This is a genomic window from Corallococcus sp. CA047B (assembly GCF_003612065.1).
Taxonomy (GTDB): Bacteria; Myxococcota; Myxococcia; order Myxococcales; family Myxococcaceae; genus Corallococcus; species Corallococcus praedator.
Map to the genome: position 1 here is coordinate 1 of NZ_RAWD01000209.1, position 17,564 is coordinate 17,564.

General features: G+C 71.3%; 11 protein-coding genes and 2 pseudogenes. 10 read left to right on the forward strand and 3 right to left on the reverse strand.

Annotated features, from left to right (window positions below):
- Window positions 1-1,233: pseudogene (locus D7X74_RS43135) on the forward strand (hypothetical protein); the annotation flags it as partial.
- 15 nt (window positions 1,234-1,248) lie between these two features.
- Here the strand turns inward: D7X74_RS43135 and D7X74_RS27465 are convergent.
- Window positions 1,249-2,112 (reverse strand): hypothetical protein, encoded by an 864-nt coding sequence (locus D7X74_RS27465; protein WP_120535970.1) that lies wholly within the window; start codon window positions 2,110-2,112, stop codon window positions 1,249-1,251.
- A 60-nt stretch (window positions 2,113-2,172) separates the two neighbouring features.
- On the opposite strand from D7X74_RS27465, the gene galU reads away from it, so the two are divergent.
- From galU to def, 6 genes are all read left to right on the forward strand, one after another.
- Window positions 2,173-3,075 (forward strand): UTP--glucose-1-phosphate uridylyltransferase GalU, encoded by a 903-nt coding sequence (gene galU / locus D7X74_RS27470; RefSeq protein ID WP_120535971.1) that lies wholly within the window; start codon window positions 2,173-2,175, stop codon window positions 3,073-3,075.
- The gene (locus D7X74_RS27475) at window positions 3,072-3,827 is read left to right on the forward strand and encodes a hypothetical protein (protein ID WP_120535972.1); all 756 of its coding nucleotides are present in this window, start codon (window positions 3,072-3,074) and stop codon (window positions 3,825-3,827) included. Before galU ends, D7X74_RS27475 begins: the two co-directional genes overlap by 4 nt.
- A 102-nt stretch (window positions 3,828-3,929) precedes the next feature.
- Window positions 3,930-4,538, forward strand: a complete 609-nt coding sequence (locus D7X74_RS27480) for a glutathione S-transferase family protein (protein WP_120535973.1) — start codon at window positions 3,930-3,932, stop codon at window positions 4,536-4,538.
- A 187-nt stretch (window positions 4,539-4,725) separates the two neighbouring features.
- On the forward strand, window positions 4,726-7,119 hold the full coding sequence (priA, locus tag D7X74_RS27485) for a primosomal protein N' (RefSeq protein WP_233602277.1): 2,394 nt from the start codon (window positions 4,726-4,728) through the stop codon (window positions 7,117-7,119).
- A gap of 15 nt (window positions 7,120-7,134) precedes the next feature.
- Complete coding sequence (locus tag D7X74_RS27490) at window positions 7,135-12,981, forward strand: response regulator receiver protein (RefSeq protein ID WP_120535975.1); 5,847 nt, start codon at window positions 7,135-7,137, stop codon at window positions 12,979-12,981.
- Window positions 12,982-13,034: 53 nt separating this feature from the next.
- Window positions 13,035-13,562, forward strand: a complete 528-nt coding sequence (def, locus tag D7X74_RS27495) for a peptide deformylase (protein WP_120535976.1) — start codon at window positions 13,035-13,037, stop codon at window positions 13,560-13,562.
- Here def and nth read toward each other — a convergent pair.
- On the reverse strand, window positions 13,559-14,305 hold the full coding sequence (gene nth, locus D7X74_RS27500) for an endonuclease III (RefSeq protein WP_120535980.1): 747 nt from the start codon (window positions 14,303-14,305) through the stop codon (window positions 13,559-13,561). The two genes, def and nth, sit on opposite strands and share 4 nt — an antisense overlap.
- Here nth and ltaE point away from each other — a divergent pair.
- Both ltaE and D7X74_RS27510 read left to right on the forward strand, forming a co-directional pair.
- On the forward strand, window positions 14,304-15,329 hold the full coding sequence (gene ltaE / locus D7X74_RS27505; protein WP_120535977.1) for a low-specificity L-threonine aldolase: 1,026 nt from the start codon (window positions 14,304-14,306) through the stop codon (window positions 15,327-15,329). The genes nth and ltaE overlap by 2 nt on opposite strands.
- 248 nt (window positions 15,330-15,577) lie before the next feature.
- The gene (locus D7X74_RS27510; RefSeq protein WP_120535978.1) at window positions 15,578-16,603 is read left to right on the forward strand and encodes a M23 family metallopeptidase; all 1,026 of its coding nucleotides are present in this window, start codon (window positions 15,578-15,580) and stop codon (window positions 16,601-16,603) included.
- A gap of 22 nt (window positions 16,604-16,625) precedes the next feature.
- Here D7X74_RS27510 and D7X74_RS27515 read toward each other — a convergent pair whose 3' ends face one another.
- The gene (locus tag D7X74_RS27515; RefSeq protein WP_120535979.1) at window positions 16,626-16,895 is read right to left on the reverse strand and encodes an HU family DNA-binding protein; all 270 of its coding nucleotides are present in this window, start codon (window positions 16,893-16,895) and stop codon (window positions 16,626-16,628) included.
- A 324-nt stretch (window positions 16,896-17,219) separates the two neighbouring features.
- Here D7X74_RS27515 and D7X74_RS27520 point away from each other — a divergent pair.
- Window positions 17,220-17,564 (forward strand): annotated as a pseudogene (locus D7X74_RS27520) (DUF1565 domain-containing protein); the annotation flags it as partial.

Below are 17,564 nucleotides of genomic sequence, written 5' to 3' on the forward strand. Positions count from 1 at the left end.
CCCGTCCGTCCACGCGGTGTCTTCGATGGGCCCACCCTCGACCAGATTCCGGACGAGGATGAGGACTCGGAGGAACTGGGCGGCGGGCCCGTGGAGGCCACGAGCGTCATCGCGTGGGAGGCGCCTCCCGGCCGCATGGACCCGGTGCGCCGCATCCACCGCGCCGGCCGCCCCGAGGGCACCATGTCCGGCCCGGCCCCCGTGCGCGCCACCGGCCCGTCACGCCCTGGCGTCGGCGGCGCGGAGACCCGCGAAACCCCGCTCGTCCCGGAGGCGGCGGCTCCCGCCGAATCCACCTCCGCCGAACCCATCGTCTTCAAGCTCGTGCGCGAGCGTCCGCTCGACCCGAAGCCCTACCGGGGCCTCGTCGAACACTTCGAGCAGCGCAAGGACGTCACCCGCGCCGCGCTGATGCGCGAACTCGCGGACGCACTCGAAGGCCGCGACATCTCCGCCCCCCGCGTCCAGCGCGGACCGCTCTCCAGCCAGGAGCGCGCCGGCCTGCGCCACCCGGGCCTGCGCACCCCGGCCGGTGAGCTGCTCGCGTGCGTGGGCATCGCGCTGTGCCGCCTGTTCCCATCCCCGACGCGCATCGCCAGCGCCTCGGAGCCCCTGCGCGCCAACGCCGGCCCCGGCGCCCCCGCCATCCTGGACGCGCTGCACACCGTCGCCCGCCTGCTCGGCGTGCCCCTGCCGGAGTTGGTCGCGGGGGATGACGACACCGCGAACATCACCCCGGTGCACATCACCGTCCCGCGCCTCGTCGTGGGCCGGCAGCTCGTCCAGCAGCCGTTGTCCGTCGCGGAGCTGCGCTTCCACGCCGGACGCGCCCTGTTCTCCATGTCGCCGGACCTGCTCGCCCTGCGGGCCCTGCGCAAGGACCACCTGCTGCGCGCGCTCGCGCTCCTGTCCTCCGTCCTCAAGGACCCCAAGGGCGCGGGCGACGATGCCCGCGTGGTGCGCGAAGCCCTGTCCCCCAAGGCCCTGGAGCGCGCCTCCGCCCTGATGGAGCCCGGCACCCGCGACTTCGACGCGAGCCTGCTGTCCGCCGCCGCGAGGGACTCCGCCAACCGCGCGGGCCTCGTCGCCTGCGGTGGCCCGGGCCCCGCCCTCACCGCGCTGCGCGCCCGCCGGCCCCACGACTCAGAGCTGGAGGAGCTGGTCCGCTTCGCCGCCTCCGAGCGCTACCTCGCCCTGCGAGACCCGAATGACGCGGGCCGCGCCGGACGCTGAAGAAGCGCGCCGCCCTCAGTTCACCGAGACCCGCAGGGTCATCACCAGCAGGCGCCCGTTCTCACCGCCCAGGTCGTGCTGGTACGCCAGGTCCACGCCGCCGCCGCCGGGCGACAGGAAGCCCAGGCCCGCGCTCAGCCGCGAAATCTTCTGGAAGCCGTCGTACGTGTAGCCCACGCGCACCGGCAGCACCTGGTTCAGGGTGTACTCCGCGCCACCGTTGTACGTGAGCACCGCGGAGTCGCGCGTCTCGAAGTCGCCGCGCACGTCCGCCGCCAGCACCAGCGCCTGCCCCACGTAGCCCAGGTGCGCGGAGTAGTAGCGCGTCAGCTCCACGTTCTCCGTGTCGATGAGGTTGTGCCCCGACACGCCCACCGTCACCTGCTCCCCCAGCCGCACCAGCAGGCCGGCGTCCAGCGTGATGGAGTTGGCGAAGCGCGACTGGCCATTGAGCCGCAGGTAGTGCCCCGACATGCCAATCATCAGCGACTGGCTCAGGGGAATCGCGCCGCCCAGCGTGCTCAGGTTCGCCGTCGTCCGGCTGCCCCCTCGCCCCAGGCTCAGCCAGTGGTAGTCCACCCCCAGCGCCAGCCGGCCACTGCTGGAGTCCGACAGGCTGATGCCCAGGAACCCCTCCTTGTTGCGCGGGTCGTAGGCCCCCGTCCCTTCAATGCGGTAGGCCGGGAACAGCACCATGGCCGCCGGATTGCCCTGGAGTGCATCCGCACCCAGCCCCACGGCCCGGAACGCGCTGCCCATGCCCAGGGCCCGGGCATTGGCCAGGTTGCGCAGTTCCTCCGCCGGTTCGGCGGCCCGGGCGACGACGGGAACCACGGACAGCGTCAACGACAGGGCGACAACGATGGCACGGAGCGGCATGGCACCGGGGAATCTATCCGGCTTGCTGGGGTTCTGGGCCACCAATAGATTCCCCGCCCCATGTCCTCTCCCGACACGAAGGCAGCGAAGCTCATCCGCAAGTGCGTCATCCCCGCCGCTGGCCTGGGCACCCGTTTCCTTCCGGCCACCAAGGCCGTGCCCAAGGAGATGCTGCCCATCGTCGACACGCCCACCCTCCAGTACATCGTGGAGGAGGCCGTCGCCGCCGGCATCGAGGACGTCGTCGTCATCAACGGCCGGGGCAAGTCCTCCATCGAGGACCACTTCGACATCGGCTTCGAACTGGAAACCACGATGCGCGCGCGCGGCAAGACGGCGGAGGCCGACAAGCTGCGCGCCATCGCGAACCTCGTGCGCATCGTCAGCATCCGCCAGAAGGAGCCGCTGGGCCTGGGCCACGCGGTGCTGTGCGCGAAGAGCGTCATCGGCAACGAGCCCTTCGGCGTCCTGCTGGGCGACGACATGATTGACGCGGAGGAGCCGGGCATCGGGCAGCTCGCGCGCGTCTACCAGCAGCATCAGAAGGCCGTCATCGCGCTCATGGAGGTGCCGGACAGCGAGACGCACATGTACGGCATCGCCGCGGGCAAGGACCTGGGCAACGGCGTCATCCAGATCGACCACGTGGTGGAGAAGCCCAAGAAGGGCACCGCGCCGTCGAACCTGGCGGTGATTGGCCGCTACGTGCTGCCGCCGTCCATCTTCCCCATCCTGGAGAAGCAGACCACCGGCGTGGGCGGGGAGATCCAGCTCACGGACGGCCTGGCCACCCTCCAGAAGACCGAAGGTCTGCTGGGCTACAAGTTCCAGGGCCAGCGCTACGACGCCGGCGACAAGGTGGGTTACCTGAAGGCGAATATCGCCTATGCGCTCAAGCGCCCCGACCTGCGCGGAGGACTCCTGGAGTACATGCGCGAGGTCGTCAAGACGGAGAAGCCGTGAAGCGTTTCATCGCAGTGTCCGTGGTCCTCGCCTCCCTCACCGCCGGCGCCTATGTGCTGCCCGGCGGCTCCATCCTCCGGCGCATGGCCACCGCGCGTGAGGAGAAGCGGCTGTCCGCCTTCCGCGTGGAAGGCTCCGTCATCTTCTCCTCCACCGCCGTGCCGGAGGCGGGCGCCGTCCTCAACGTCCCCACCGAACGCACGGACCTTCAGGGCGACGGGGTGCTGTCGGTGAAGATTCCGGGCCGCTGCCGCTTCGACGTCAGCTCGCCCGAAAGCAGCAACAAGGCCGCGACGGTGCAGGTCTCCGGCAGGAAGCGCGTGGAGGGCAAGGAACTGCCCGCCGTCTCCGTGCTCGTCGCGCAGGTGTGCGCCCTCCTCGCGCAGGACGCGGGCAGCGTGCAGGACACCAAGCTGGCCCTGGAGGCATACCTCCAGGGGCTGGGCATCGACACGAAGCGCACCTCGCTGGCGCGCTTCGGCGGTGAGGTGGCGTACGTGCTGGGCGACCCCGCCGAGGGCAAGCCCCAGTTCTGGGTCTACAAGGACGCCTTCCGGGCCGCGCGCGTGCGCTACAACGACACGGCTGGCACCGCGTGGGATGTGCGCTTCGTGGACTACACGGCGCCGGCCACCGGGGACTGGATGCCGCGCACGGTGGAGGTGTGGAAGGCCGGGCAGCGCGTGGTGCGCTTCACGGCGCTCAAGGCGGACAACCGCAGCGCGGTGTCGGACAAGCTCTTCACGCCGTAGCGCGTCACCTTCGAATCGCTTGCGGTGGGCGGGACCGCGGCAGAAAGTCCCGCCCATTCCAAGGCCGGGATGAACCCGGCCCCTGGCGCGGAGGCGATTCACATGAAGGTCTACGGCAACCCGATGAGCACGTGTAGCCGCAAGGTCATGACGGTCCTGGCGGAGAAGAACCGCGAGGTCGAGTTCATCAGCATCGACCTCATGAAGGGCGAGCAGAAGACGCCCGCGCACCTGGCGCGCCAGCCCTTCGGCGTGGTGCCCGTGCTGGAGACGGACGACGGCTTCCAGATGTACGAGTCGCGCGCCATCATCCGCTATCTGGACCGCACCCTGCCGGGCACGTCGCTGACGCCGACGGATCCGAAGGCCTACGCGCTCATGGAGCAGTTCATGAGCGTGGAGAGCTCCTACTTCTCCACCCCGGCGATGAAGGTCGTGATGGAGCGCTTCCGGGGCACCAACGACGAGGCCAACATCGCCAAGGGCCGCGAGGGCATGAAGAAGCCCCTGGAGGTCATCGACGCGGTGCTGGCGAAGCAGCCCTTCCTCGCGGGCAACGACTTCACGCTCGCGGAGGTCACCTGGGCCCCGTACGTGGACTACGTCTTCGCCGTGGGCGAGCAGGCGGTCATCGCCGAGCACAAGAACGTGATGGCCTGGTGGGACCGCGTGGCCAACCGGCCGTCGTTCAAGAAGGCCACCGGCCGCTAGTCCCCACGCACGGCCGCTTCTTCCTCCGCGTCGTCTCCGAAAAGCAGTCATGGGGCCTCTTCCGCACGCGGGAGGGGCCCCTTGCTTTTTGGCCGGAATCCAGGGGCATGTCAGACGCTCCAGGCACAGTGGATCCCGGGTGCAGGACGGGCGGGGTCCGGGGAGTCGGGCGGCAAGAGGGCGGCACATGGAGCAAGAACACTTCGCGCTGGGCGGCGTTTCGGGGACGGACGGGGAGGTTTCCTCTCGCGGTTCCATCCCGCTGCGGACGCGCCGTACGGATGTGGGAAGGGAACTGTCGTTGGGGGAGCGCGCCGCTACAGTGCGCCCCGTCGTGAGCGCCACCCCCGCCCTTCTTGCGTCCGTCGCCGTCGGCCGCCCCGTGCGCGGGGAGTTCACCTACCTGGTGCCGGAAGCGCTCGCGGGCAACCTGGCCCCGGGCCAGCGCGTGCTCGTGCCCTTCGGACGCGGCATGGCGCTGGGCTTCTACCTGGGGCCGGCGAACGCGCCCGTGGAGGGCGGCGTCCGGCTCAAGCCCATCCAGCGCGTGCTGGAGGATTCGCCGTCACTGCCCAAGGACCTCATCGCGCTCCTGCGCTTCGCGGCCGAGCACTACCGCCACCCGCTGGGCGAGGTCATCCGCGGCGCGCTGCCGCCGGGCCTCTCCACCGCGGTGGATGAGAAGGCGGCGAAGGCGGACGTGCAGCACTTCGCGGAGGCGGTCGTCACGGAAGTCCCGCCGCAGCTCAACCGCGCTCCGGCCCAGGCCGCCGCGCTCCAGTACCTGCTGGCGGTGGGCGGACGCGCGCAACTGGAGGAGGTGGCGCACGCCATCCCTGGTGCGCGGGAGACGCTCAAGAAGCTGGCGGCGCGCGGGATGGTGAAGCTGGTGGAGGTGGTGCTGGAGCCCGGCGTGCGCGAGGGCCTGATCCAGGGCCGTCCGGACCGGCTCACCTCGGAGCAGGACGTGGCGGTGCGCGAGCTCCAGGGCGCCGTGGATGCCGGCGGCTTCCAGCCGTACCTCCTGCACGGCGTCACCGGCAGCGGCAAGACGGAGGTGTACCTGCGCGCGGTGGAGCATGCGCTGTCGCAGGGCAAGGGCAGCCTGGTGCTGGTGCCGGAGATCGCGCTGACGCCGCAGCTCGTGGGGCGCTTCCGCAGTCGCTTCGGCGGGGACGTGGCGGTGCTGCACTCGGGGCTGAAGGACCGGGAGCGGCTGTTCCACTGGCAGGCGCTGCGCAAGGGCACGGTGAAGATCGCCGTAGGGGTGCGCTCGGCGGTGTTCGCGCCGGTGGAGAACCTGGGGCTCATCGTCGTCGACGAGGAGCACGACCCGTCCTTCAAGCAGGACGAGAAGCTGCGCTATCAGGCGCGCGACCTCGCGGTGGTGCGCGGCAAGCAGGCCGGCGCGGTGGTGGTGCTGGGCTCGGCCACGCCCGCGCTGGAGACGCTGCAGAACGCGCGCGCGGGCCGCTACAAGCTGCTGGAGCTGAAGAGCCGCGTGGATGACCGGCCCATGCCCACCATCAGCCTGGTGGACCTGCGCGTGGAGCGTCCGCGCGAGGGGCAGGTGACGGAAGAGGCGCCCATCCTCAGTCCGCAGATGCTCCAGGCGATGGAGGAGACGGTGGCCAAGGGGCAACAGGTCATCCTGTTCCTCAACCGCCGGGGCCACAGCACCATCCTCTTGTGCGAGGTGTGCGGCCTGTCGCTCAAGTGCCACGACTGCGACGTGTGCATGACGCACCACCAGTCCCAGAACCGGGTGGTGTGCCACTACTGCGGCGTGGCGTTCCCGGTGCCCAACAGCTGCCTTGAGTGCACGGGTCCGCTGCTCAAGCTGGGTATCGGCACCGAGCGCGTGGAAGCGGAGGTCTCCGAACGGCTCCCGGGTGCGCGCGTGGCGCGGTTGGACCGGGACTCGGCGACGAGCGCGGAGCGGCTGACGGAGCTGCTGGCGTCGTTCGCGCGGCGGGAGATCGACGTGCTGGTGGGCACGCAGATGGTGGCCAAGGGGCACGACTTCCCGGGCGTGACGCTGGTGTGCGTGGTGATGGCGGACACGTCGCTGGCGATTCCCGACTTCCGCGCCTCCGAGCGCACCTTCCACCTGCTGACCCAGGTGGCGGGGCGGGCGGGGCGCGGCAAGGACCCGGGGCGGGTGCTGGTGCAGACCTACAACCCGGACGCGGAGCCGGTGAAGCGGATGCTGGCGCACGACTTCGACGGGTTCGCGAAGCAGGAGCTGGAGTGGCGCAAGGCGCTGGCCTATCCGCCCTTCGCGCGGATGGCGGCCGTCCGGCTGGAAGGGGAGCATCCCGAGCAGACGGCGGGCGTGGCGCGCTTCCTGGGAAACCTGGTGGGTCGGCACATGCCGCCGGCCTCCGCCGGGGTGCGCCTGCTGGGGCCGGCCCTGGCGCCCATCGCCCGGATTCGGGGCAAGACGCGCTGGCAGCTCCTGCTGAAGGCGCCGACGCATGCGGCGCTTGCCCCATTGCTCGCCCGGTTGGAGGCGGCGCTGGCGGATGTTCCATCTGGCGTGAGGGTCGTCATCGACGTGGATCCCGGGGCCATGATGTAGAGTGTCAGCCCCCCCATGGGCGCCTCGGTCCTCCTCGTACACGACGACATCGCCACCATCGCCGCCGTCCGGCGATTGCTGTCCCGCGAAGGCCACGAGGTCATCCTCGCCACCTCCGCCGCGGACGCGCTCATCGCCTTCGGGCACCACCTGCCAGAGCTCATCGTGCTCGCCCCAGGGGTGGAGAGCGGGCGCGGGCGCGTGGTGCTGGAGGAACTGGTCCAGCATCCGGAGGGCCACAAGGCGCGGGTGCTGCTCTTGAGCGAGGCCATCGAGGGCTTCAGCGCCCCGGTGGCGCCGCTGCCGCTGGACGGTCCGGGCTTCGTGACGTTGGTGGACTCGTTGATCCGCGCGCCGGCGGAGGCGGATGGCTGGCGCGTGGTGGAGAACCGGGCGCTGGCGGATCCCGCGCGCGGAAGCGGGCCCGGTTCGGACGAGAAGTGGCACGCGACGACGGCGCACGCGGTGGGCGGAGACCCGGCGCTGGCCAACGCGCTGTTCGGGGATTTGGCGCCGCTGAACCAGACGGACTGGGAAGTGGCGGCGATGACGCGCGAGGAGCGCAGCGCGCACGTCGTCCACAAGCAGCGCGAGCACAGCACGCACCTGGCGATGAACGCCGCGCTGGAGCAGGCGCACCTGGAGGTCGAAGCGGAGGCGATGGCGTCCATCGACTCGGCGCTCTCCGTGGGGACGTCGTCGTCCGCGGCGGCGTCGAAATGGGATGGCGGCGCTTCGGGAGAGGACACCGGGGAGGCGTGGGGTGAGGGGGAGTCGGACGCGGACGCCGGGCAGGAGTGGGATGCCCCGCGAGCGGACGCGACGGCGGCGTTTCCACCGGTGCCCGAGGCGCGGGCCCTGCAGGAGCGCTCGACGTTGCGCTTCCCGTTCCCGAGCGAGGTGGCACCGCGCGCGGACGTGAAGCCGGTGGACGCGGATCCGCTGGCGGTCACGGAGGATTTCGACGCGGAGCTGCGGGCGGACGCGGAGCGACTGGCCCGGGAGCACGGGGAGGAAGCGGGGCTCCCGTCGGGGAAGCTCGCGTTCCGTGAGGAGCGGCTCACGCCGCCGGGCCTGCGGCCGGTGAAGCCCGCGCCCAGGCTGGGGGACGAGGACTTCTTCGACGTTGATTCGGACGACGTTCCGGGGGCTGCGGGAAAGGGCCCGGCGCGAGAGGGCGCGGAGCCGCTGGCCTGGACGGAGCTGGCACCGGATCCCGAACTGGAAGCGCGCCGTCCAGGCAAGGCTGCGTCGGCGGAGGACTCCGACGAGACGGACTTCGGTTCGGTCGCGGACGACGTGGCGAAGGAAGAACGGGCGGCGGCGGCAGGAGCGTCCGATGCGTCGGACGACGACGAAGCAGCGGATCCGACCCGTGAGGAACTGGTCGCCGCGGGCTTGTCGCCGGACGACGACGACGCGCCCTCGGATCCGACCGAGGAGGAGCTGGCCGCGGCGGGCCTGTCGAACTGGGACGTGCTGGAGGCGGAGCTCAAGGCGTCCGTGGAGGCGCGGGAGCAGGGGGAGGATGGGGCGGCCGACGACGAAGAAGCCGAGGTCGCAGGGAAGTCGCAGGCGACCGCCGCGTCCGTGAAGCCGGTGGGCGCGGACTGGTTCGATTCCGAGACGGTGGGGGACGACGCGAAGACCGAGGAGGGTGCCAGGCCTCTTTCGTGGTCGGAGGCGGAGTCGCAAGACGCCTCGAAGTCACGCGCGGGAACGGGTGATGCGGCGGCGAGTGGTGCCTCCGCGCGTCCGGGGAACGAAGCGAAGTCGGACGATGCGGCGCAGGGGGGCGGCGCCGCGCCGCGTGCCGGCGGACGGGATGCGAGCCGCACGGTCCCGGTTTCATCGACCCCGAAGCAGGGAGGACTCCTCTGGTCGAACAGGCCGCGTCCCGCGAGCCAGGAGCCCGTTGCTGCCGCAGCGGAGATTGAGGCGAAGGCGGAAGCCGGGCTCAAGAATGAATCCGGGTCGAAGTCGCAGGCCGGGCTGAATCAGGACGCTGAAGCGAAGCAGGATGCCGGTCCGACGGATGGGGCCGAGTCGAAGCAGGGCGCCGGGTCGAATGCGGAGTCCGACTCGAACGCGCAGTCCGACTCGAACGCGCAGCCCAGCTCGAACGCGCAGCCCAGCTCGAAGCAGGACTCCAGCGCGAAGCAGGATGCCGGCTCGAAGGACGAGCCCGGGTCGAACACGGAGCTGGAAGCCGAGCTTGAATCACTGCGCGAAGAACTCGCGCAAGCGTACGCCCTCATCCAGGAGGCGGAGGCCCGCGCGGCGGATGCGGAGTCGCTGGCCGAAGCGGAGCAGACGCTTCGCATCGAGCTGGAGGAGCGTGTCGAGAGTGAGGCGCGGGCTCGCGAGGACGCCCGGCTCGAAGCGGACGCGGAGGTCGAGGCCCGCAGCTCGGTGGAGGTGCGCGCCGAAGCGGAGGTCCACGCCCGTGCACGCGCCGAGTCCCTGCTGAAGCAGGCCTCGGCGGCACACGCGGATTCAGAAGTCCGGGCCGTGTCCGCGACGCAGGCGTTGGCGGAGGTGGAAGCCCGGCTCGCGTCCGAAGCTGGTGGCCGGGTGGACGCCGAATCGCGAGCGGATGCGGAAGAGCGCGCCCGCCGCGAGGCCGAGGCGCTCGCGGAGATGGCGCAGCTCGAACTCGTCGAACTCGAAAAGCGAGTCGCCACGGAGGTCCAGGCGCGAGAGGAAGCCGAACGACTCGCGCGCGAGTCGACCCAGGCCCGAGCGGAAGCTGAAGCCCGCGCCGAACTGGAGCAGGCGGCCCGCACCGAAGCGGAAGCCCGAGCCGAAGCCGAGACCGAAGCGCGCATCGCCGCGGAAGCCAGGGCGGAAGCCGAAGCGGAAGCGCGCCTCGTCGCGGAAGCCCGGGCGGAGGCCGAAGCCAAGGCCCGCGAGGAATCCCGTCGTCGAGCGGAGGCCGAAGCCGAGGCCCGTCACGAGATCGAGACCCGCGACGGCAAGGACGCCGCGCTCCGAGCAGACCTGGAGGCCCGGCGTTCCGAAGCCGAGGCCCGGGCCGACGCGGAAGCGAAGGCGCGGGTCGCCGCCGAAGCGAAGGTGAAGCACTCCGCGCAGGCGCTGTCGCTGGTGGAGGTGCGAGCGCACCAACTGGCCCAATCGCTGTCGCAGTCCGAAGCGAAGGCGAAGCAGACCGCCCAGGCGCTGGCCCAGGCGGAGACGCGTATCCAGCAGGCCGAACAGGCCCTGGCGCAAGCCGAAGCGAAGGCGAAGCAGTCCGCCCAGACGCAGGGGCAGTTGGAGGCGCGAGCCCAGCAACTGGCGCAGGTACTGCTGCAGGGCGAAGCCAAGGTAAGGCAGACCGCCCAATCGCTGGCGCAGGCGGAAGGCCGGGCCACGCAGGCCGAGGAATCCCGAGCCAGTGCCGAAGCCCGGGCGGATCAGGCCGAAGCGGTCCGAAAGCAGTTCGAAGCCACCGCCGCGAAATCGGGAGAGGCTCTAGCGGACGCGGAAGCGCGGGCCGCGCGGGCGGAGGAAGCCCTGACCCAGGCCCACGCCCGGGCGGAGCACGCGGAGGAACTCCGGAAGCGGACCGAAGCGCAGTTCGCCGAGACCTTGAGCCAGGCCAACGCCCGGATGGAGCAGCTCAAGCAGGCGCGCCAGCGGGCGGAGGCGAAGGCCGCCCAGCCCGCCGAGGCCCTGCTCCAGGCGGAAGCCCGAGCGGAGCAACTGACGCGGGCCCTGAAGCAGGCCGAAGCGAAGGCGGAGCGTTCCGCTGAAGCGCTGCTCCAGTCCGAAGCCCGCGTGAACGAGCTGTCGGAAACCGTGAAGCGCGTCGAAGCGCGAGCCCTCGAAGCCGAGCAGGCCCAAGCCGAACAGCTCGCGAAGGTGAAGGCCGAGGCGGAAGCCCTCGCTGAACAGCTCGCGCAGGCCCAGGCCGGTACGAAGGCCCAGGCGGATCAGCTCACGCAGGCCCAGGTCCAGGCGGAATCCCGCGCCGAGCAACTCGCGCAAGCGCTCCTTCAGCACCAGCAGGAAAAGGCCGAAGTCGAAGCCCGCGTCGAGCAGCTCACGAACGCAAAGGCCGAGGCTGAAGCCCGCGTCGAGCAGCTCACGAAGGCCCAGGCCGAAGCCGAGGCCCAGGCGGAATCCCGCGCGGATCAGCACCAGCAGGCAAAGGCCGAAGCCGAGACCCGCATCGAACAGCTCACGCGGACGCAAGCCGAAGCCCAGGCCCGAGCGGATCAGCTCGCGCAGGCGCTGACCCAGGCGGAGTCGCGCGCCGAGCAGTCCACCCACGCCCAGACCGACGCGGCCAGCCGCGCGGAGGAACTCGCGAGGGCCGAGGCCGAGGCGCAGGCCCGCGTGGCCCAGGCCCAACAGGCCCTCCAGGCCATGGAGGCCCGGGCCCTCCAGGCCGAACAGAAGGCCACCGAATCCACCGCGAAGGCCACGGCCGAAGGCCGTCACCGCACCGTGCTGGAGGTCCGTCTCGAATCCGAGGCCCGGACGCGCCAGGACCTCGAGACACGCATCGAAAGCGAGTCCCAGGCCCGCACTGCCGCGGAAGCCCGCCTCGCCGCCGAAACCCAGGCGCGCGCGGAAGCGGAAGCCCGCCTCCAGTCGGAGTCCGCGTCCCTCACTCAGACGCGCGACACGCTCCAGGCCCAGCTCGAACAGCTCCGCGAGGACCTCACCCGCGAGCGCGAAGCCCGCGTGAAGCTGGAAGCGGACGCCGTCGAACAGCGCCTCCAGACCGACCGCGAGCGCGAACAACTGGAAGCCCGCGCGCAGCGGGACGCGGAGGAAGCCGCGGCGCAGGCCCGGGCTTCAATCCTGCCGCTCGAATCACCGGGCCGTCCGGAGATGGCGGTGGCGCGCAGTGGCAGCCTGACGCAGGAGGGGCTCGCGCGCCTCGTGCTCCGGTTGTGCGACGCGCGCATGGAAGTGCGCCTGGAACTCAAGGTGATGAACGCGCTGCGCGTCCTGTGGCTGCGCGACGGCACGCTGGTGGGCGCCGCGTCCTCGGCGCAGGGCGAGTCCCTCATCGACCGGGCCCGTGCGGACGGGCTCATCGACGCGCGCCAGGAGGCTGAGCTGCGGCTGGTGCGCAGCGCCACCACGGGCACGCTGCTGGAGGCCCTGCGCGGTCGCGGCTACGTGCGCGAAGCGGAGTCCGTCCCGCTGGTGCAGCGCTACACCGAACAGGTCTTCCTGGACGCGCTCGCGGAACCCTCCACGTTGTACCGGCTGGTGCAGGAGCCCGCACCCCATGAGGTGGCGCTCGCCGCCGCCACGCGCCCGCCGCTGCACCTGCTGGTCGAAGGCCTGCGCAACACCCTCACCGCTGAGTCACTGCTGGACGCGGCGGGCTCGCTGCGCGCCCACGTGTCGCGGGGCGATGCGCACATGGCTCCGGCGGACTTCGGACTCTCCGGGCGTGAGCTCCAGCTCCTCCAGGGCGTGGACGGGGAGCGCACGCTGGAGATGCTGCTCCTGAGCGCGGGGCTGCCCCAGGACGGGGCGCTCAAGACGCTCGCCGTGGCCCGGACGCTGGGCCTCATCGTGCTGCACCCGCCGTCGGACGACGCCATGGGGGACCTGCCCCCGGAATTGGACGTGCACCGCCTGGAGGCCAAGTTCGAGGAGATCCAGGAGGCGGACTACTTCACCGTGCTGGGGCTCGCACGCTCGGCCGGCAGCGAGGAGGTCAAGCGGGCCTATGCCCTCCTGGCCGCCGAGTTCCACCCCCTGCGCTTCGCGGGCCACCCGGACCCCGCGCTCCAGCACCGGGCACAGCAGATTCGTGCCGTGCTGACGGAGGCGGCCCGGGCGCTGGGGGATGACCGGCTGCGGGGCGAGTACGCGCGCAATCTGCTCGACTGACGCCCCCTGGGGACGGTTGCCCGTCGCGGTCCGGAGGGGTTAAGAGTCCCTCCATGGTTCGCGAGATTCTCATCTGGCCCGACCCCATCCTGAAGCAGAAGGCCCGGCCCGTGGCGAAGGTGGACGACAAGGTCCGCGCGTTGGTGAAGGACATGTTCGAGACGATGTACGCCGCCGAAGGCGTGGGCCTCGCCGCCCCGCAGGTGGGCGTGCTCCAGCGCATCATCGTCCTGGACACCCGGCCGCAGCAGCCGGACATGAAGCCCCTGGCGATGATCAACCCGGAGTTCATCTCCCTGGAAGGGGAGACGACCTACACGGAAGGCTGCCTGTCCATCCCCGGCGAGGCCGAGGACGTGGACCGCGCCGCCGTCGCCACGGTGCGCTACCTGGACGAGGACGGCCAGGAGCAGACGCTGCGCTGTGACGGCCTCCTGGCCATCGCCGTGCAGCACGAGGCGGACCACCTGGACGGCACCGTCTTCGTGGACCACGTCTCGTCGCTCAAGCGCGGGCTCATCCGCAAGCGGATGCTGAAGCACAAGGCGTCGCGCGACCAGGGCGCCCCGGCGTCCGCTTAAGCCTTCGCGGAGGCGGCCACGCCCTTCTTCGGGCAGCGCGCCGCCACCGTGCAGGATGCGCAGTCCGGCGAGCGCGCGAAGCACGTGCGCCGCCCATGCCACACGAGCAACTGGTGCCCCAGGGTCCACCGCTCCCGGGGCAGCAGGGCCTGCAGGTCCTTCTCCACCTTGTCGGGATCCTCATGGGTCGTGAGGCCCATCCGGTACGCCAGCCGCTTCACGTGCGTGTCCACGGGGAAGGCCGCGTCGCCGCCCAGGTGGATGCACACCACACCCGCGGTCTTGAGGCCCACGCCCGGCAGCTGCGCCAGCGTGTCGCGCACCAGGGGCACCTGTCCCGCGTGCTCGGCGACGAGCGTGCGCGCCGTGGCGACGATGTTCTTCGCCTTCGCGCGGTAGAGCCCGCAGGTGCGGATGAAGGGCTCCACGTCGGCGGCCTCCACGCCAGCGTAGGCGGCCGCGTCGGGGAAGCGGGCGAACAGGGCAGGGGTCACCAGGTTGACGCGCTTGTCGGTGCACTGGGCGGACAGGATGACGGCGACCAGCAGCTCCAGGGGCGTGCGGTAGTCCAGCTCGATGCGGGCGTCCGGCATGGCCGCCTCCAGACCGTCCAGGATCGCCACCGCGCGCTGCCGCTTCTCCGCCACTGTCTCTCGCCGGGCCACGCGGGCGTTGTATGTCACGGGAGGGCCCGGCCCAAGCGCGCAGCACGGCCCCCCATTTCTTGAAGCGAGGAGAACCATGAAGCCCATCGACTTCCGCTCCGACACCGTGACGAAGCCCACGCCCGCCATGCGGCGCCTCATCGCCGACGCGGAGGTGGGGGACGACGTCTACGGAGAAGACCCCACCGTGCGCCGGCTGGAGGAGCGGGTGGCCGAGCGGCTGGGGTTGGAGGCCGCCGTCTTCGTCCCCTCCGGCACGCAGGCGAATCAGATCGCCATCGGGGCGCACTGCCGCACGGGCGACGAGGTGCTCACGGAAGAGGGCAGCCACATCCTGCACTACGAGGGCGGCGCGGTGCCGGCGCTCTGGGGCGTGCAGCCGGCGGCGCTGCCGGGAGAGCGGGGCCTGCTGACGCCGCGGACGGTGACGGCGGCGGTGCGCGAGGACAACATCCACAACCCGCGCACGCGCCTGTTGTCGCTGGAGAACACGCACAACCGGGGGGGCGGCACGGTGTGGCCGCTGGAGCGCTTCCGGGCGGTGGTGGAGGCGGGGCGCAAGGCGGGGCTCGCGGTGCACCTGGACGGCGCGCGGCTGTTCAACGCGGAGGTGGCGGCGGGCAAGCCGGCGTCCGCGTGGGCGTCGCTGACGGACTCCACGTCGGTGTGCTTCTCGAAGGGGCTGGGGGCGCCGGTGGGCTCGGCGCTGGCGGGAAGGGCGGACGTCATCCGCGAGGCGCGGCGGCTGCGCAAGCGGCTGGGAGGAGGCATGCGGCAGGCAGGCATCCTCGCGGCGGCGGCGCTGTACGCGCTGGAGCACCACGTGGAGCGACTGGCCGAGGACCACGCCAACGCGCGTCGGCTGGCGCAGGGGCTCTCCCAGGTTCCGGGCGTGACGGTGGACCTGTCGAGGGTGGAGACGAACATGGTGTTCGCGGACCTCGCGCGCCCCGCGGCGGAGGCCTCCGCGCTGCTCCTGAAGCAGGGCGTCCTGGCCAATGCCACGGGCCCCCATTCCATCCGCCTCGTCTGCCACCTGGACGTGTCCACGGCGGACATCGACGACGCCCTGGCGCGGATCCGGAACGCCTTCGCCAGCTGAGCGCTGGAGTCGGGCCTCCGGGGCTGGCGCGGGGGAAGATGGCCGCGCGCCAGTGAACACCCGCATGGGACTTCAGGGCATGCAACGCGGGGCCGCGCAACCCGTGAGGCCCGCTTGCCTCATCGTGCCGGGTAGGCCCCGGCCGCCCCGTGCCGGGTGCGGACCGCACGCACCGGCGCCCACCCGGGTCGATGATCCGCCCGCCCGAAACAGGTGCGTGGGCCGGTGCATGGTAGGCTCGCCGCGCCGTGCGCCGACCCGCCGTCCTCGCCCTGCTGGCCCTCTCTGCCTGCGCTACGCCGCGCGCGGAGAAGATGAGCTTTGAGGAGCTGTACGCGACCTCGGGCGACGGCGCCTCCTTCAGCGAATCCACGCCCTTCCTCCCGCACGAGCCGGAACACGCCCGGGGCCCGCTCACCCCTGAGCGTTCCCCTGAACTCGACGCCGCGCTCGCGTCCTTCGCGGACAAGGCCCGCGCGTACCGCGAGAAGGTCCAGCGCGGCAGCGTGATGCCCCCCGAACAGGCGCGGAACTGGGCGGAGATGAACGCGGCCCTGGACGCCTTCCTGTCCCGGCCGGTGGAGCGCACGGACAGCCGCGACCTGACGCGCGCTCGGGGCATCATGGAGGCCGAACTGGAGCAGGACGCGCGCCTCTACGGCGACATGCCCGGCCCGCTCGCGGAAGCCGTGGTGCTGCGCGTGGGCCGCCTCATCGTGCGCGCGTCCACACTGCGCCGCTGGGAGCAGCCGCCCGAACCCTCCGGCCCACCGCGCCTCGCCTGGCCCGTGGAGCCAGTCACCATCACCAGCCTCTACGGCGAGCGCTGGCACCCCATCACCGGCCAGCTCCGCCGCCACCTGGGCGTGGACCTCGCGGCCCGCCGGGGCCAGGTCGTCAGCGTCGCGCAAAGGGGCGTCGTCCTCCGGGCCGGGTGGAACGGCGACCATGGCCAGCAGGTGGAGGTGCAGCACGACGGCCAGTGGGTCACCCGCTACAGCCACCTGTCCCAGGTGCTGGTGACGACCGGAGAAGTGCTGGCGAGCGGTGACGTGGTCGGGCTCGCGGGGGACACGGGCCTGGCGACCGGTGTCCACGTCCACTTCGAGCTCTGGCACGACGGCAGTTCCCTGGACCCGCTGGAGGCGCTCGTCACGCCCGAAAGCTCCCCGGAGGCTCCCCAGGAGGAGCGGCCCGTGGCCCGACAACTGCCGCAAGCTCCCGCCCTCACGTCCCAGGGGCGTCACCCGAGTGCGACGGGTTCGCGCCCCTGAGGGGGACGGTCCTGCTTGCTGGCTACAGCGAGTTCTTCAGCTCCTTGGCCGGCCGGAAACCGACCGTCTTCGACGCCTTGAGCTTCATCATCTCGTTGGTCTGCGGGTTGCGAATCTTCCGCGCCTTGCGCGAGCGCAGCGACCAGGTGCCGAACCCCGGGTAGCTGAAGCGCGTGTCCTTCTTCACCGCCTTGCCGATGTTGTTGAAGACGATGTCGAGGATCTGGGCGGCGGACTTCTTCGTGAGCCTCGACTGCGCAGCCACCACCTCCACGAGCTCTGCCTTGGTCATGACACCCCTCCCTCTTGCGTTGTCTGGCGTTGAACGAGCGGATGGCGGAGGTAACAAATCGAGCTTTCGACTGTCAATGCGCCACCCGCTCCCAGGCCGGAAATTCGGCCTCCGGATGAAAACTGGGCTTCGTAAAATACACCCTGTAGAGAGAGGGAGGATCGCATCTTTTGATACATCCTCACACCCCCCCTTCTTCGGAAGTGGGGGTTGATCGGCTGATGATCGATTGCGGATGAAAGTCTTTGAGAAATCGATCACTTAGCAACGGGTCCTGATCCAGTTCCAGCAGGACGCCGTCGAGGGGCTAGAGTGCCTGCCCGCGTGCCATCCCGACTCCTGCCCTGGTTCCTGGTCCTGGTGTGTGCCTGCGCGCGGCCGGCGCTGAAGCCGGCGGTCCCGGGCGAACTCTGGGTGGACGCGGCCGTGGCGGGAGGGGATGGCACGCGGGAGCGCCCCCTCCGCTCCCTCTCCGAGGCCCTGGCCCGGCCTGGCCCCCTCCTCGTGCACCTGGCCCCCGGTCGCTACGAAGGCCCCTTCCGGCTGCCAGGGGGGATCCGGCTGGTGGGCGCGGGCCCCTTCACGGTGCTGACGGCGCCCAACCCGGCCACCGGCGTGGTGGAGGCCGGGGGCGAAGCCTCCTTGGAGTCCCTGGCGGTGGAAGGGGGC

Excerpts from the sequence above, each read along its gene's own strand:
- D7X74_RS27465 (WP_120535970.1), bottom strand. The coding sequence starts at position 2,112 with ATGCCGCTCCGTGCCATCGTTGTCGCCCTGTCGTTGACGCTGTCCGTG.
- def (WP_120535976.1), top strand. The coding sequence starts at position 13,035 with ATGGTTCGCGAGATTCTCATCTGGCCCGACCCCATCCTGAAGCAGAAG.
- D7X74_RS27515 (WP_120535979.1), bottom strand. The coding sequence starts at position 16,895 with ATGACCAAGGCAGAGCTCGTGGAGGTGGTGGCTGCGCAGTCGAGGCTC.
- ltaE (WP_120535977.1), top strand. The coding sequence starts at position 14,304 with ATGAAGCCCATCGACTTCCGCTCCGACACCGTGACGAAGCCCACGCCC.
- D7X74_RS27480 (WP_120535973.1), top strand. The coding sequence starts at position 3,930 with ATGAAGGTCTACGGCAACCCGATGAGCACGTGTAGCCGCAAGGTCATG.
- D7X74_RS27490 (WP_120535975.1), top strand. The coding sequence starts at position 7,135 with ATGGGCGCCTCGGTCCTCCTCGTACACGACGACATCGCCACCATCGCC.
- nth (WP_120535980.1), bottom strand. The coding sequence starts at position 14,305 with ATGGTTCTCCTCGCTTCAAGAAATGGGGGGCCGTGCTGCGCGCTTGGG.
- priA (WP_233602277.1), top strand. The coding sequence starts at position 4,726 with ATGGAGCAAGAACACTTCGCGCTGGGCGGCGTTTCGGGGACGGACGGG.
- galU (WP_120535971.1), top strand. The coding sequence starts at position 2,173 with ATGTCCTCTCCCGACACGAAGGCAGCGAAGCTCATCCGCAAGTGCGTC.